A 15368-nucleotide genomic window follows, 5' to 3' on the forward strand; every position below is an offset into this window, starting at 1 on the left:
ATGTCGAGGAATCACTCCGGATCGATCCGATCCGCTCGTACCGCTCGTACCGCTCGTACCGCTCTGACCGCCCTGTGCGTCGCCGCCGCGGCGGCGACGGTCGGGGTCGCCCACGCCGCCCCGCTGCGCTGGGCCGCGCAGAACGATGTGCTGACGCTGGATCCGCACTCGCAGAACCACAGCACCACGAACGCGATCACGCAGCACGCCTATGAGGGCCTGACGCGCTACGACCGCCAGTACCAGGTCGAGCCCTCGCTGGCCACGAAGTGGACACAGGTCAGCCCGACGCAGGTCCGCTTCGAGCTGCGCAAGGGCGTCAAGTTCCACGACGGCTCGCCGTTCACCGCGGACGACGTGGTGTTCTCGTTCCAGCGCATCAAGCAGCCCGTGGGCACGATGCAGCCGTTCGTGGCCGGCGTCGCCGAGATCAGGAAGGTCGACAGCCACACCATCGATGTGATCCTGGCCGCGCCCAACCCGATCCTGCTGCGCCAGTTCGTCGACTTCCGCATCATGAGCAAGACCTGGGCGGAGAAGAACAAGGCGCTCAACCTGCCGGACTTCAAGGCCAAGGAAGAGACCTTCGCGACGCGCAACGCCAACGGCACCGGCCCCTACCGGATCACCGGCTGGCAGCCGGACCAGCGCATCACCATGGTCCAGAACAAGGACTGGTGGGACGCGAAGAACGCGACCAACGTCGACGAGGTCATCTACACGCCGATCAAGTCCGATCCGACGCGCGTCGCGGCGCTGCTGTCGGGCGACGTGGACCTGCTGTCCGACATCCCGACGCAGGACGTCGGCCGGCTGAAGGCTGATCCGAAGTTGAGCGTCGCCGAAGGCAGCGAGACCCGCACGATCTTCATCGGCATGGACCAGGGCAGCGAGCAGCTCAAGGGCAGCAGCGTGACGGGCAAGAACCCGTTCAAGGACAAGCGCGTGCGCGAGGCGATGTCGCTGGCCATCGACCGCGAGGCGATCAAGCGCGCGACGATGCGCGGCCTGTCGGTGCCCGCGGGCATCATGGTCGCGCCGGGCGTGAACGGCAACGCGCCGGACATCGACGTCCCGACCAAGGCCGACGCCGAGCGCGCGAAGAAGCTGCTCGCCGAGGCCGGTTATCCGAGCGGTTTCGAAGTGCCGATGAACTGCCCGAACAACCGCTACGTCAACGATGAGGAGATCTGCCTCGCCGTGGTGTCGATGTGGAGCAGGATCGGCATCAAGGCGCGGCTGCAGACCGAGTCCTTCAGCACCTTCAGCCCGAAGCTGCAGGCCTTCGAGTACCCGCTGTTCCTGTACGGCTGGGGCGTGCCGACCTATGACGCGCTGTACACGATGCAGTCGCTGGCGCGCACGCGGGCGGGCGGCGCGGACGGCAGCGGCAACTACTTCCGCCTGAGCGACGCGAAGCTCGACCAGATCATCGATGCCGCGAAGGTCGAGGGCGACGTGGCCAAGCGCAACGCGCTGCTGAAGGAAGGCCTGGTGCGCATCCGCGACGAGGTGTTCTTCATCCCGCTGCACCACCAGGTGCGCCCGTGGGCGATGAAGAAGAGCGTCACGACGCCGCACCGCTCCGACGACCGGCCGGAGGCGCGGTTCACGACGATCAAGTGAGGCGAGCCGGACGGCGGCCGTGCCGCCGTCCCTTCAAGCGTGCGCGTGCGCGGGGGCGCGCGCCGTCTTCGCGGCCTTTCCCCGCGGGTTCTTCAGGGCTGAGCTTGCCTTGGCCGGCGTCGCGGCCTCGGCGGCCAGACGCAGCGCACGCCGCGCGGCGGCGTCATCGCGCATCCGCTGGCGCCACAGAGGCAGTTCCACGCCGGCCTTGTCTGCCAACCACTTGATGAACCTCGGCATCTCGATCGCGGCCTGCAGCATCAGCGTGGTGCTGTCGTCGGGATAGCTGGCCTCGTTCTCGTAGCGCGAGAACGCGATCTTCCCCTTGCCGAAGATCCTTGCGGCCGCCTGCTGCGTGAGCCCGTAGCGCTTGCGCAGTGCGACGATTTCTTCCCCCATGAGCAACCCGTCATAGAAGGACTTGCGTGCAGCCAGGCGCCTCATGTTTTCATCATGTTGCGACCAGGTGCCGGCTTCATGGCCGCAAGCGGCGCACTTCGTGCCCAGCAGCTTCACCACGACTTCTGCCCCACGAGGACGATAGGTCTCCTCGAACACCATGGACTTCAGCCGCGTCGAACCGCAGTTCGGGCAGACAGGCTTGTTTCGATCAGTCATGCGTTTCCTCAAGTTGAACCGTGGCACGACGCGAGCAAGATCGTGATGTCGCCGGCCTCATCAACAGAGAACTTCAGATACACGGGTTGCGCATGCCGATGGCGTCGACGCGTCAGACTGTCATAGAACGTTTGATAGACGTCGCAAGCCACCCATCGCCGTCCGCTGTCGATCCGAGCCCACTCCGACTTGGCATAGTCCCTGCCCAGCAGATTCACGAGCATCTGAAGCACATCGTGGGTCGTCCACCGCTCTCGACGCATGTCCTTCAGTACATCGCGATTTGCGGGCAGGAGACGATCAGTGTCGAACTCGCCACCTCGCAGAATCTCCTGCAACAACTTCAAGTGGAACAGCGGCCCTCGCTGGATGCTCCTGCTTTGACCGCCTGCATCGTCGAAATCTGGGAGATGCGTGAAACGGGCATTCCTAAGATTCGGATTTGAGTTTATCACTGTGATAAGTCCTCGATCAGCTGCCGCCGGCGATCACGCCCGCGGCTTATGGCGGCGAAGAATCGACCAAGGAACACTTTCGTACCTTGCGCGATCGCAAGATTCCGAACGGGACACAGTGAATTGATGGATCGCAGTCATCCGGAGACAACCCGTAGAGACAAGCGAGATGGCCTCTTCGGGTCATCGACCGTGGTCGAATAGACACGCCCCGCAGAGCGGGGCGTTCACTTCGGGGGCGATGCTTGCTTAGTCGTGACCGCTGATACGCAGGGCTTGGCGCACGAGCTCCGCCTGCTGCCACCGGTGGATCACCGGCGACGCGGTGGCGCCGGCCGCGGTCACTGTGCGGGAGACCTCGCGCAGTCGCGCGCCGTCGGGCAGGAGCGCCTCAATCTCGTCGCGGACGAAGTGCCACGGCCCCTGATTGCGCGTTTCTTCCTGCGTCCACACAACGTCTTCGACGAGCGGGTAGCGACGAAGCACCGCCCCCAATACATCGCTCGGGAACGGATGGAGCTGCTCCACCCGCACCAGCGCGGTCGCATCCGCCATCGGATCGGCGAGCGAGCCGGCCATCGCCTGGCGCGCGCTGAGCAGGTCGTAGTGCACCTTGCCGCTGCTCAGCACGACCCGCCGCACGCGGCTGGCCTGCGCCTCGTCGACGGTGTGGTCGTCGAGCACCGGCTCGAAGCGGCCTGCCGCGAGCACGCCGATCGGTGTGTGGCTGCGCGACTCGTTCAACAGCACCGCCTTCGGCGTCATCACGATCAGCGGCTTGCGCACCGGAGCTAGCGCCTGACGCTGCAGCAGCGCCGCGTACTGGCCCGACGTCGATGGCATCGCCACGCGGAGGTTGTCGGCGCCGCACAACTGCAGGATCCGTGCGAGGAAACCGTTCGAATGCTCCGGCCCAACGCCCTCGTAGCCATGCGGCAGCAGCACGGTCAGCGAGGAGGTGTCGCCCCACTTCTCTTCGCCGGAAGCGAGGTACTGGTCGAGGTAGACCTGCGCGCCGTTGACGAAGTCGCCGAACTGCGCCTCCCACACCGTCAGCACATCGCGCGCCTGCACGCTGTGCCCGTATTCGAACCCGAGCACCGCTTCCTCGGCCAGCAGCGAGTTGACGACCTCCAGCCGCGCGCCCGTCGAAGCGAAGCGGGAGAGCGGCGTCCACGTCGAGGGCGGGCCCATGCGCCCGCCGCCCATGTCGTCGCGCGCCTCGCCCGCGCTCGTGATCGGCAGGCTGCCGACATCGTCGACCCGACCCTGGTGATGCCACACCGCCTGTCGATGCAGGAAGGTGCCGCGCTGCACGTCCAGGCCGGAGATCCGCACCCCCATGCCAGCGCGCAGGACCTGCGCCCAGGCCAGCGTCTCCGCCGTGCACCAGTCGGCGGGTCGGCGGGCGTCGTCAGCCATCCCGCGCCATCGGCTGGCCTGGTCGCGCAGCAGCGGATGCGGTTCGAAGCCATCAGGCACCTGCGCCAGTGCTTCCAGCACATCGTGCAGATCGCCGATGGGCGCGCGCCACTCCGGCGGCGGCGATGCGTCGTCGACGATGGGCGCCGCGCTCTCCAGCGGTCGCGTCGGATCGAAGGCATCGACCACCGCAGCGAGGGCCGCCGCCTCCTCGGCAGGGAGACGGCCTTCCGCGATGAGGCGCTCTGAATAGAGCGCGGTCACGCCTCGCTTCGCCGGCATGCGCCGGTACAGCGCGGGGCTGGTGAGGTGCGGCACGTCGTGTTCCGAATGACCGAGGCGCCGGTATCCGACCAGATCGATCACGACGTCGGTACCGAAGCGCGCCCGGTAGTCGACCGCCAGTCGCGCAGCGCGCAGCACCGCCTCGGGATCGTCGGCATGGACTCGCAGCACCGGCGCGTCCACGCCGCGCGTCGCATCGGTGCAGTAGCGCGCCGACGCCGCATCCATCGTGTTCGGCTCAGTGAAACCGAGCTGGTTGTTGATGACGACGTGGATCACGCCGCCCACCTCGTAGCCAGGCTTCAGGCCGAGCGCCAGCGTCTCCATCACCACGCCCTGACCCGCGAATGCCGCGTCGCCGTGCATCACCACGGCCATGCACCGCTCCGGCCGGTCGCCGGCCGCGGAGCGGGCCGCGCGCGCCATGCCGACGACCACCGGATAGACGCTCTGCAGGTGGGACGGGTTGCTCGCCAGGCGCAGGCGCACCGCACCGTGCGCGGTCTGCACGCGCGACGTGCCGCCGAGGTGATAGACGAGGTCGCGCTGCCGTTCCGGATGCGCGGGCGCAGGCTCGAAGTAGTCGATCAACGCATTGATGGGGTGTCCCATCAGATTCGCCAGCACGTTCACGCGGCCGCGATGCGGCATGCCCATCAGCACCTGGTCGACGCCCTGCGCCACCGCCGCTTCCAGCAACGTGTCGAGCAAGGGCAGCAGTGCCTCGTTGCCCTCCAGCGAGAAGCGCTTGCTGTGCGGAAAGCGCTTGGCCAGATGCCGCTCCCAGCCTTCGACGCGCGCCAGCCGGCGCAGCAACGCACGCGCCGCTTCGGCCGGCAGCGGCGCGTCGTCCGACTCGAAACGCGCGCGCCACCACGCGCGGCGGGACTCGTCGCGCATCGCGCTCAGGTCGAGCGTCAAGGCGCCGCAGTACAGCGTGCCCAACCGGCGGTGCAGCGCGGCGGCCTCGGCGACGCCGAGGACCGTGGCCCCGTCATCCGCCACCGCGTCGCCGGCGACAAGACCGAAGCGCGAGAGGTCGAAGGCGTCGATGACGCCCGATCCGCCAGGTGCATCACCCATCGGATCGAGCATCGGATCGAGCCGCGCGTGGCGATGCCCCTGCTCGCGGAACGCGTCGATCAGCGCGGCGATGCCGGGCCGCAGGCGCGTTGAATCAGGCGTTGAATCAGGCGGTGAATCGGGCGGTGAAGAGGACGGTGATGAGGACGGTGATGCGGTTGACGGTGCGCTCGCGTCCGACGGATCGGTGTCGCGATCGAAACGGCAGCGGAGCGCCCAGGCGTAGAGCCCGAACGAGGTGTTCACGGACATGTCGACTCCCTTGACGTTGACTGACGCGGCTCGGATGAGCCCTGCTCGTCACGCCTCCGGGCGCCCCCCGGCGCTCTGCGGCACCTGTGCCTGTCCCTCGCGGCCCGCGCGGGCCTGCGATGGAACGGCGGTCGGATCCTCCCGGACTGCGTGACCTCCGGCTCTGCGGCCGGTCCTGTCTCCAGTCCCCTCCAACCTGGAGCGACGGCGCGGGGCCGTCGCTCGCGGATTCAGGACGCGGCGATCACGACGCGCTCATGCGTCGATGCGTCGCTCGCGCACGGCGTGCTCACAGCGCGAAGGCTCGCACGGCGTCGTTGAGCTGATGCGCCTGCTCCTGCAGCGCGCGCGCCGCGGCGGTGCTCTGCTCGACCATCGAGGCGTTCTTCTGCGTCGAGTCGTCCATCTGCACGACCGCGGCGTTGACCTGCTCGATGCCCGCGCTCTGTTCGCGGCTGGACGCGCTGATCTCGGTCACGATGTGGCTCACGTGCCGGATGCTGCCCACGACCTGCTGCATCGTCTGGCCGGCCTGCTCGACCATGCGGCCGCCGGCCTCGACCTGCGACACCGAGTCGTCGATGAGCCGCTTGATCTCCTTGGCCGCCGTCGCGCTGCGCTGCGCCAGGCTGCGCACCTCCGACGCCACGACCGCGAAGCCGCGACCCTGCTCGCCGGCGCGCGCCGCCTCCACCGCCGCGTTGAGCGCCAGGATGTTGGTCTGGAACGCGATGCCGTCGATGACGCCGATGATCTCGACGATGCGACGCGAGGCGGCGGAGATCGAGCTCATCGTCTGCACGACCTGGCCCACGACCTCGCCGCCCTGCGTGGCGATGCCGGAGGCCGACGACGCGGAGCGGTCGGCCTCGCCGGCGTTGTCGGCGCTCATGCGCACCGACGCCGTCAGCTGCTCCATCGCCGACGCGGTTTCCTCCAGCGCCGCGGCCTGCTGCTCGGTGCGCGCCGCCAGGTCCTGGTTGCCCTGCGCGACCTCCAGCGCCGCGTGGGCGATCGTGTCCGCGCCGGTGCGGACTTCCGTGACGATGCGGTGCAGGTTCTCGACCATGTTCTGCAGCGCGGACATCAGCCGGGCCACCTCGTCCTTGCCGTTGGCGCGGATGCGGTAGGTCAGGTCGCCGGCGGCGACGCGCTCGGCCAGCTCGATGGCGCCCTCGATCGGCTGCGTGATCGAGCGCGTGATGAAGAAGGCCGTCGCCACGCCCAGCAGCAAGGCCAGCGCGGACGCGACGATCATGTCGAGCTTGGCGCCCTGCGAGCGCTCGTTGGCCTCGGCCACGTCCGCGGCCATGCGCGCGGCCTGGAAGTCGACCATCTTGTCGATCAGCGCGTAGTAGCGCGCCTGCGGGCCGGCCATCTGGTCCTGGTAGACCGCCATCGCGCCGTCGCGGTCGCCGGCGGCCAGCAGGTCGAAGATCTTGCGCACCAGCGCGCCGTAGTCCTTGCGCGCCGTCGACTGCTCGGCGAAGAGCTGCTTGCTCTCGTCGTCGGCCAGCATCTTCTCGAGCTTGGCGAGGTTGTCCGAGTTGGTCTGGCGGATGCCGGCGTACTCGTCCATGTACTTCTTGGTCGCCTCGGGCGTCCCCGCCAGCAGCAGCCGGCCGATGGTGATCGCGCCGCGATCCCCCACGCTCTTGACCTGCGTGGTCAGCGCGATCAGCGCATAGCGGTCCTCGACCACCCGCCCCATCGTCGCGTTGACCCCGTCGATGACTCGGATCCCCACCCCGAGGATGACCAGCAGCAGCACGAAGACGACGGCGAATGCCGCGGCAAGACGTGATCCGATCCGGACGTCGGCCAATTTCATTTGTTTGCTCTCCCTGACGACGAAATGTCCGCTCATGAAACCACCGCTTACATTTCGGGTCTACCGGCTGCAGCAATGCGAAATCGCGAATCACGTTGTGAAATCGCAGCCACGTGAAGTTTTCAACGGATAGAGAGCGATACCGGTATCACGCGCGGTCGATTGCCGGATCAATGGCTCCACAGATCGCGCACGCCGGGCGATTGACAGCGCTTGCCCACCCTCGACTGAGGGGACTTTCCCCGCCGGATCGTGAACGGAAGCACAAACGGACGGAGTACGGCGGGGGATATGGAGAAATGGGAGAGGGAATCCGGCGAACGGGAAAGGCGGAAATGAAAACGCCCCGCTAGGCGGGGCGTGTGCGGAGCGGCGCCGCGCGCCAGGCGCGGACGGGGGATGTCAGGCCAGTGCGAGACGCTGACGCGCTGCCTGGTATTCGCGATCGAAGCGCGCGACCAGTTCGCCGGCCGGCAGCACCTCGCGGATCGCGCCGATGCCCTGGCCACTGCCCCAGACGTCTTTCCAGGCCTTCGCGCCAGTACCCCCGAAGTTCATCTTCGTGGGGTCGCTTTCGGGCAGGTTCTCCGGATCCAGGCCGGCCTTCACGATCGAGCCCTTCAGGTAGTTGCCGTGCACGCCGGTGAACAGGTTGCTGTAGACGATGTCGTCGCTGTTGCTCTCGACGATCATCTGCTTGTAGTCGTCAGACGCGCGCGCTTCCTGCGTCGCGATGAAGGCCGAGCCGATGTACGCGAGGTCCGCGCCCATCGCCTGCGCCGCGAGGATCGCATCGCCGCTGGCCATCGAGCCCGACAGCGCCAGCGGGCCGTCGAACCATTCGCGGATCTCCTGGATCAGCGCGAAGGGGCTCTTCACGCCGGCATGGCCGCCAGCGCCCGCCGCCACGGCGATCAGGCCGTCGGCGCCCTTCTCGATCGCCTTCTTCGCGAACTTGTTGTTGATGATGTCGTGCAGCACGATGCCGCCCCAGCCGTGCACGGCGGCGTTGACGTCCTCGCGCGCGCCCAGCGAGGTGATCACGATGGGCACCTTGTACTTGGCGCACAGGGCCATGTCGTGATCGAGCCGGTCGTTGCTCTTGTGCACGATCTGGTTGATCGCGAACGGCGCGGCCGGCGACTCCGGATGCGCGCGGTCATGTGCGGCCAGCGTCTCGGTGATCTCGGCGAGCCAGTCGTCGAGCAGCTCGGCGGGACGCGCGTTGAGCGACGGCATCGAGCCGACGATGCCGGCCTTGCATTGCGCGATCACCAGCTTGGGGTTGCTGATGATGAACAGCGGCGAGCCGATGACCGGCAGACGCAGCGTGTTGAACAGCGGGGGAAGTGCCACCTCGTGTCTCCTCTTCGATGAATCTCGATGCGACGGGATCAGAACGCGTCGATGGGCAATGCCATCACGCTGTCCGCGCCGTTGACGACCGCGTCGCGCTGCGCGGCGCAACGGGGCAGGATGTGCTCGGCGTAGAAGCGCGCGGTGGCGATCTTGGCGTCCATGAAAGCGACGTCCTCGCCGGTCGCCTTCAGTTCCTGCGCGGCGAGCAGCGAGCGCGCCAGCTGCCAGCCCGCCATCAGGTTGCCGCCCACCATCAGGTAGGGCACAGAGCCCGCGAAGGCCGCATTCGGCTTGGCCTTGCCGTTGGCCGCGATGAAATCGACGACCTCGACGAAGGCCGCGCGTGCCGCAGCCAGCTGCGCGCGCACCGCCTGCGCGTCGGCGCTGCCGTTCGCGGCCAGCGCGCCTTCGGTCTCCTCGACCTGCGCCGCCACGCTGCGCGCGAAGGCGCCGCCGTCGCGCACCGTCTTGCGCCCGACCAGGTCGTTGGCCTGGATCGCCGTCGTGCCTTCGTAGATCGGCAGGATGCGCGCGTCGCGGTAGTACTGCGCCGCGCCGGTCTCCTCGATGAAGCCCATGCCGCCGTGCACCTGTACGCCCAGCGAGGTGACCTCCAGGCTCATCTCGGTGCTGTAGCCCTTCACCAGCGGCACCATGAACTCGTAGAAGGCCTGCGCCTGCTGACGGGTCTCGGCGTCCTCGTGGTGGTGGGCCATGTCGTAGGCGGCGGCGGCGTCGATCGCCATCGCGCGGCAGCCTTCGACCAGCGCACGCTGCGTCATCAGCATGCGACGCACGTCGGGGTGGTGGATGATCGCCGCGGCGTCCTTCGAGGAGCCGTCGACCGGCCGCGATTGCACGCGGTCCTTCGCGTACTCGACCGCCTTCTGGTACGCGCGATCCGCCACCGCGATGCCCTGCACGCCGACGCCGAAGCGGGCCGCGTTCATCATGATGAACATGTACTCGAGGCCGCGGTTCTCCTCGCCGATCAGCGTGCCGATCGCACCGCCGTGATCGCCGAACTGCAGCACCGCGGTCGGGCTCGCCTTGATGCCGAGCTTGTGCTCGATGGACACGCAGTGCGCGTCGTTGCGCGCGCCCAGCGAGCCGTCGGCGTTCACCAGGAACTTCGACACCAGGAACAGGCTGATGCCCTTCACGCCTTCCGGCGCGCCGGGCACGCGTGCGAGCACCAGGTGGACGATGTTGTCCGCCATGTCGTGCTCGCCCCAGGTGATGAAGATCTTCGTGCCGAAGACCTTGTAGGTGCCGTCGCCCTGAGGCTCCGCGCGCGTGCGCACCATGGCCAGGTCCGAACCGGCCTGCGGCTCGGTCAGGTTCATCGTGCCGGTCCACTCGCCGGAGATCAGCTTGGGGATGAAGGTCTGCTTCTGCTCCTCGGAGCCCGCGACCAGCAGCGCCTCGATCGCGCCGTCGGTCAGCAGCGGGCACAGCGCGAAGCTGACGTTGGCCGCCTGCACGATCTCGCCGCAGGCCGCGCCGATGGTCTTGGGCAAGGCCTGACCCCCGTAGGCTTCCGGATGCTGCAGCCCCTGCCAGCCGCCCTCGGCGTACTGCTTGAACGCGGCCTTGAAGCCCGGCGTCGCGAAGACCTCGCCGTTCTTCCAGTACGAGGGATTCCTGTCGCCTTCGACGTTCAGCGGCGCGATCACGTCCTCGTTCAGCTTGGCCGATTCCTCGAGCACCGCCTGCGCGGTGTCCAGGCCGTGATCGGCGAACGCGGGGATCTGCTCGGCCAGCGTCTGCAGGCCGGCCAGGGCCTGCATGTTGAACAGCATGTCCTTGATCGGGGCGCGGTAGGTCATGGGGCTTGTCTCCGGATGAAAAAAGGGCGCCGCGCGTCGTCGGCGGGCGCCCTTGGTCTTGTCGGCGACCGTTCGATGCGGTCGCGGTATTCAGCGATCGATCAGAGCGCCTTCACCAGTTCGGGCACGGCCACGAACAGGTCGGCTTCCAGGCCGTAGTCGGCCACCGAGAAGATCGGCGCTTCCGGGTCCTTGTTGATCGCGACGATCACCTTGGAGTCCTTCATGCCGGCCAGATGCTGGATCGCGCCGGAGATGCCGGCGGCGATGTACAACTGCGGCGCGACGATCTTGCCGGTCTGTCCGACCTGCCAGTCGTTGGGCGCGTAGCCCGCGTCCACCGCGGCGCGCGAGGCGCCCAGCGCGGCGTTCAGCTTGTCGGCCAGCGGGGTCAGCACTTCATTGAACTTGTCGCTGCTGCCCAGCGCGCGGCCGCCCGACACGATGATCTTCGCGGCGGTCAGCTCGGGGCGATCGCTCTTCGTGACCTCACGGCCGACGAAGCTGCTCTTGCCGCTGTCGGCCACGCCGGACAGCGATTCAACGGCGGCGCTGCCGCCTTCGACCGCGGAGTCGAAGCCGGTCGTGCGCACGGTGATCACCTTGACGGCGTCCGTCGACTGCACGGTCGCGATCGCGTTGCCGGCGTAGATCGGGCGCTCGAAGGTATCGGGGCTGACGACCTTGGTGATGTCGCTCACCTGGCCGACGTCCAGCAGCGCGGCGACGCGCGGCGCGACGTTCTTGCCGGCGGCGGTCGCCGGGAACAGCAGGTGCGAGTAGTCCTTGGCGATGGCGATCACCTGGGCGGCGACGTTCTCGGCCAGGCCGTCGGCGAACTGCGCGCCGTCGGCGTGCAGGACCTTGGCGACGCCCGAGATCTTCGCGGCGGACTGCGCGGCGGCGCCGGCGTTCGAGCCGACGACCAGCACGTGAACATCGCCGCCGATGGCGGCAGCGGCGGTGACGACGTGGTGCGTGGCGCCCTTGAGCGAGGCGTTGTCGTGTTCAGCGATGACGAGGATGGTCATGTCTTATCTCCGGATCTTTTTCTGGGGCTCAGATGACCTTGGCCTCGGTCTTCAGCTTGGTGACCAGCGTGGCCACGTCGGGCACCTTGATGCCGGCGCTGCGCTTGGCCGGCTCGGCGACCGACAGCGTCTTGATGCGCGGCGTCACGTCCACGCCCAGGTCGGCAGGCTTGACCACGTCGAGCTGCTTCTTCTTGGCCTTCATGATGTTGGGCAGCGTCACGTAACGCGGCTCGTTCAGGCGCAGGTCGGTCGTCACGACCGCCGGCAGCGTCAGGCTGACCGTCTCCAGGCCGCCGTCGACTTCACGCGTCACCTTGACCTTGCCGTCGGCGACTTCCACCTTCGACGCGAACGTGCCTTGCGGCAGGCCCGTCAGCGCGGCCAGCATCTGGCCGGTCTGGTTGCAATCGTCGTCGATGGCCTGCTTGCCCAGGATCACCAGCTGCGGCTGTTCCTTGTCGACCAGCGCCTTCAGCAGCTTGGCCACGGCCAGCGGCTGCAGTTCGAGGTCGGCGGGGGTCTCGACCAGGATCGCGCGGTCGGCGCCGATGGCCATCGCGGTGCGCAGCGTTTCCTGGCACTGCGTGACGCCGCAGGAGACGGCGATCACTTCGGTGACCACGCCCTTCTCCTTCAGGCGGACGGCCTCCTCGACGGCGATCTCGTCGAAGGGGTTCATGGACATCTTCACGTTGGCGATGTCCACGCCGGTCCCGTCACTCTTGACGCGCACCTTGACGTTGTAATCGACGACTCGTTTGACGGGGACCAATACCTTCATCGAAGCACTCCAAGCGGATTGACGTTAACGTTAATCAGATTCTATGGGAGCCCCGGGGCGCTCCCGTGTCTCCCAGCCGTCATGCACCCCTGCTCCCGTCCCGGGCATCCCGGAAAACCGCGAGCGTCTCCTCGGCGCCGGCTCGAAAATAAAACGAACGATCGTTCTATTCTAGCCATCGATTGCCGGCTGCCAAGCGGTTCACGGCAGGAATGAGGGATTCCTCTAGACTGCGCTCCCGACACGTCGCCCGATCCCAACCCCACGATCACGCCCGCGAGTTCTGTGCCTCCGCTCTCCTCTCCTTCGACCTCTCCCGCAAGCGTCCTCGACGCCGTCCCTCGCGTCCCCTGCATCGGGGTCTTCGATTCCGGCGTCGGCGGACTGACCGTGCTGAAGGCGCTGCGCGAGCAGTTGCCCAATGTGCCGCTGCATTACGTCGCGGACACGGCCCACGCACCGTATGGGGACAGGAGCAGCGAGTACATCGTCGAGCGCAGCGTGCGGGTCGCCGAGCGCCTGCGGGACGTCGGCGCCCGGATGGCGGTCGTGGCGTGCAATACGGCGACCGCGCACGCCGTCCAGGCGATGCGCGAACGCTGGCCGGACTGGCCGGTCGTGGGCATCGAGCCGGGCGTGAAACCCGCCGTGGCGGCGACGCGTAACGGCCGCATCGGGGTGATGGCGACGACGGCGACGATCGCGAGCCGGCGTTTCGAACAACTCGTCGCGGCGCATGCCAGCGACGTCGAACTGATCAGCCAACCCTGCCCCGGCCTCGTCACGCTGATCGAGCGCGGCGATCTGCGCAGTGCCGAACTCGGCGACCTGATCGAGCGCTTCTGCGAGCCGCTGCGGCAGCGGGGCGTCGACACGGTGCTGCTCGGCTGCACCCACTACCCGCTGGTGCAGTCGCGCATCCAGGCGGCGCTCGGCGACGGCGTGCAGTTGCTCAACATCGAGGACGCCGTGGCGCGTCAGGCCAGGCGCGTGTGGGAAAGCCTCGGCCCGGTCGCGTCAGGGCCCGCGGCGATCGTGCTCGAAAGCACCGGCGATCCCTTGCCGCTGCAGCATCTGGCGCGCGAGGCGCTCGGCTGGCGCGACGTCACGGCGACACGCATCGCGGCCTGAACATCGCGCGGCGCACCGGTGGCCGATCACGCTCGATCCGAACTCAGATCAACGCTCTCGCGAGTCCGCGCGCCATGTCGACGCGTCTCAGCAGCCAGTAGCCCAGGACGAAGAAGACGCCGGTCGCAAGAATCGCGAGGCGGTGGTTGCCCGCCGTCAGCACCGTGACCGCGCCGTAGGTCAGCGGGCCGATGATCGCGGCGAGGCGGGTGGCGAAGGTCCACAGGCCGAAGAACTCCGCCAGACGATCGTGCGGCGCGAGCGCGCCCGCGAGCGCCCGCCCGCAGGACTGGCTCGAACCCATGCACAGGCCCGCGATCACTGCGGCGATCCAGAACAGCCAGGCACTCGTCGCCAGGAAGGCCAGCAGCGTCATGACCATCCAACCGACCAGCGTCACCGCCAGCGCGGGTTGGTGACCGATGCGGTCCTCGTAATAACCGAACAGGAACGCTCCGACGGCGGAGGCGATGTTCACGAGGAACACCAGCGTCATCGTCTGCGCCTGTGTGAAACCGAGCGCCTGCTCCGCATAAACGGCCGCAAGCGCGATGACGACGGCGATCCCGGCCTGGTAGCTCGTGCCACAGGCCAGCAGGCGCAGGAAGTCGGGATAGGCACGCGCACGCTGCCAGGACGTCCACAGCTGGGAAAGACCTGACCCCATGCGTGCGGCGCGACGCGTGGCGCACGGATCCGCGCGCTCGCGCAACAGCAGGAAGGTCGGCAGCGCGGCGAGCAGATACAGGCCGGCGGTGATCAGCATCGTGATGGGAACGAAGTGGTCGGCGGAATCCCCGCGCGCTTGCGCGCTCAACACGTAGCCCAGGCACAGACCGAGCGCGAGCATCCCGCCCAGATAACCAAAGGCCCAGCCCCACCCCGACACGCGTCCGAGCGCGTCGCGTCGCGCGAGCTCCGGCAGGAACGCCGCGATCAGCGATTCGCCATAGGAGAAGAACACGTTGGAGAGCACGACCGCCGCAGCCGCCCACCACAGCCGATCAGCGCCGAACAACGCCAGCGCGGCCGTCGACAACACGCAGCCGAGCGTGCAGATGCCGAGCAGTTTCTTCTTCGCCCCATGCGCATCGGCCCAGGCGCCCAAGCCCGGCATGGTGACCATCACGAGGAAGCTGGAGACGGCGATCAGCACGGTCCAGAGCAGCGTCGCCGACGGCTGGCCCTTGGCGATGACGCCGACGAAGTACGCGTTGTAGACGGCGGTCAGGACGACGGTGGTGTAGCCCGAATTGGCGAAGTCGTACATCGACCAGCCGAAGACTTCGCGTTTGCGAACGCCCGGGTTCAACAGTTCCTGCACAAACATGCCCATGCGCTGCGGTCTCCGGGAGCCGATCGCGTGGTGCCTCGAACGGGACTCGAACCCGTACGCCGGTTGAGGGCGGCGGATTTTAAGTCCGCTGTGTCTACCAATTTCACCATCGAGGCGCGACGACTCCGCATCGATTCCATGTCGGAGTGAGCGCGCATTATCACGGCCGCCGGCAAAGAAAAAAGGGAAGCCGATGGGCTTCCCTTTTGAGAGTTTGGAGCGGGAAACGAGGCTCGAACTCGCGACCTCAACCTTGGCAAGGTTGCGCTCTACCAACTGAGCTATTCCCGCATCGCAGGACAGCGGAATGATGAATCACCCCACCG

General features: G+C 67.6%; 11 protein-coding genes and 2 tRNA genes. 3 read left to right on the forward strand and 10 right to left on the reverse strand.

Going from position 1 to position 15368, the window contains the following annotated elements:
- Entirely contained in the window at positions 1 to 1626 is a 1626-nt protein-coding gene (locus ABE85_RS14040) for an ABC transporter substrate-binding protein (RefSeq protein WP_082938604.1), read from the forward strand.
- Between the two features lie 33 nt (positions 1627 to 1659).
- Here ABE85_RS14040 and ABE85_RS14045 read toward each other — a convergent pair whose 3' ends face one another.
- The gene (locus tag ABE85_RS14045; RefSeq protein WP_082938605.1) at positions 1660 to 2244 is read right to left on the reverse strand and encodes a type II TA system antitoxin MqsA family protein; all 585 of its coding nucleotides are present in this window, start codon (positions 2242 to 2244) and stop codon (positions 1660 to 1662) included.
- Positions 2245 to 2264: 20 nt separating this feature from the next.
- Between ABE85_RS14045 and ABE85_RS27595 the strand changes: the two genes are divergently transcribed.
- The gene (locus ABE85_RS27595; RefSeq protein WP_157522386.1) at positions 2265 to 2690 is read left to right on the forward strand and encodes a hypothetical protein; all 426 of its coding nucleotides are present in this window, start codon (positions 2265 to 2267) and stop codon (positions 2688 to 2690) included.
- Between the two features lie 258 nt (positions 2691 to 2948).
- On the opposite strand, the gene ABE85_RS14055 is transcribed toward ABE85_RS27595, so the two are convergent.
- From ABE85_RS14055 to ABE85_RS14080, 6 genes are all read right to left on the reverse strand, one after another.
- Positions 2949 to 5741 carry a 2-oxoglutarate dehydrogenase E1 component gene (locus ABE85_RS14055; RefSeq protein WP_082938606.1) on the reverse strand — a complete coding sequence of 931 codons (2793 nt, stop codon included), beginning with the start codon at positions 5739 to 5741 and terminating at the stop codon, positions 2949 to 2951.
- A gap of 289 nt (positions 5742 to 6030) precedes the next feature.
- Positions 6031 to 7572: a methyl-accepting chemotaxis protein gene (locus tag ABE85_RS28655; protein ID WP_067275605.1), complete on the reverse strand. Its 1542-nt coding sequence runs from the start codon at positions 7570 to 7572 to the stop codon at positions 6031 to 6033.
- Positions 7573 to 7974: 402 nt separating this feature from the next.
- The gene (locus tag ABE85_RS14065; protein ID WP_067275609.1) at positions 7975 to 8928 is read right to left on the reverse strand and encodes a nitronate monooxygenase family protein; all 954 of its coding nucleotides are present in this window, start codon (positions 8926 to 8928) and stop codon (positions 7975 to 7977) included.
- Positions 8929 to 8966: 38 nt separating this feature from the next.
- Complete coding sequence (locus ABE85_RS14070; RefSeq protein WP_067275612.1) at positions 8967 to 10760, reverse strand: acyl-CoA dehydrogenase; 1794 nt, start codon at positions 10758 to 10760, stop codon at positions 8967 to 8969.
- A gap of 101 nt (positions 10761 to 10861) precedes the next feature.
- Positions 10862 to 11791, reverse strand: coding sequence for an electron transfer flavoprotein subunit alpha/FixB family protein (locus tag ABE85_RS14075; RefSeq protein ID WP_067275615.1), 930 nt, complete (start codon positions 11789 to 11791; stop codon positions 10862 to 10864).
- Between the two features lie 28 nt (positions 11792 to 11819).
- Positions 11820 to 12575 (reverse strand): electron transfer flavoprotein subunit beta/FixA family protein, encoded by a 756-nt coding sequence (locus tag ABE85_RS14080; protein WP_067275619.1) that lies wholly within the window; start codon positions 12573 to 12575, stop codon positions 11820 to 11822.
- A gap of 354 nt (positions 12576 to 12929) precedes the next feature.
- Here ABE85_RS14080 and murI point away from each other — a divergent pair, with 354 nt between their 5' ends.
- Complete coding sequence (murI, locus tag ABE85_RS14085; RefSeq protein ID WP_067282720.1) at positions 12930 to 13706, forward strand: glutamate racemase; 777 nt, start codon at positions 12930 to 12932, stop codon at positions 13704 to 13706.
- Positions 13707 to 13749: 43 nt separating this feature from the next.
- Here the strand turns inward: murI and ABE85_RS14090 are convergent, their stop codons facing one another.
- From ABE85_RS14090 to ABE85_RS14100, 3 genes are all read right to left on the reverse strand, one after another.
- Positions 13750 to 15042 carry an MFS transporter gene (locus tag ABE85_RS14090; protein WP_067275622.1) on the reverse strand — a complete coding sequence of 431 codons (1293 nt, stop codon included), beginning with the start codon at positions 15040 to 15042 and terminating at the stop codon, positions 13750 to 13752.
- A 28-nt stretch (positions 15043 to 15070) separates the two neighbouring features.
- Positions 15071 to 15158 (reverse strand) — tRNA-Leu (locus ABE85_RS14095).
- A gap of 99 nt (positions 15159 to 15257) precedes the next feature.
- Positions 15258 to 15333 (reverse strand) — tRNA-Gly (locus ABE85_RS14100).
- Positions 15334 to 15368 lie beyond the last annotated feature (35 nt).

The sequence above is a fragment of the Mitsuaria sp. 7 genome, assembly GCF_001653795.1.
Taxonomy (GTDB): Bacteria; Pseudomonadota; Gammaproteobacteria; order Burkholderiales; family Burkholderiaceae_C; genus Roseateles.

What these genes read in the sequence shown, in the direction of transcription:
- ABE85_RS14040 (WP_082938604.1), top strand. Translation starts at nt 1, where the DNA reads ATGTCGAGGAATCACTCCGGATCGATCCGATCCGCTCGTACCGCTCGT.
- ABE85_RS14045 (WP_082938605.1), bottom strand. Translation starts at nt 2,244, where the DNA reads ATGACTGATCGAAACAAGCCTGTCTGCCCGAACTGCGGTTCGACGCGG.
- ABE85_RS14055 (WP_082938606.1), bottom strand. Translation starts at nt 5,741, where the DNA reads ATGTCCGTGAACACCTCGTTCGGGCTCTACGCCTGGGCGCTCCGCTGC.
- ABE85_RS28655 (WP_067275605.1), bottom strand. Translation starts at nt 7,572, where the DNA reads ATGAAATTGGCCGACGTCCGGATCGGATCACGTCTTGCCGCGGCATTC.
- ABE85_RS14070 (WP_067275612.1), bottom strand. Translation starts at nt 10,760, where the DNA reads ATGACCTACCGCGCCCCGATCAAGGACATGCTGTTCAACATGCAGGCC.
- ABE85_RS14075 (WP_067275615.1), bottom strand. Translation starts at nt 11,791, where the DNA reads ATGACCATCCTCGTCATCGCTGAACACGACAACGCCTCGCTCAAGGGC.
- ABE85_RS14080 (WP_067275619.1), bottom strand. Translation starts at nt 12,575, where the DNA reads ATGAAGGTATTGGTCCCCGTCAAACGAGTCGTCGATTACAACGTCAAG.
- ABE85_RS14090 (WP_067275622.1), bottom strand. Translation starts at nt 15,042, where the DNA reads ATGGGCATGTTTGTGCAGGAACTGTTGAACCCGGGCGTTCGCAAACGC.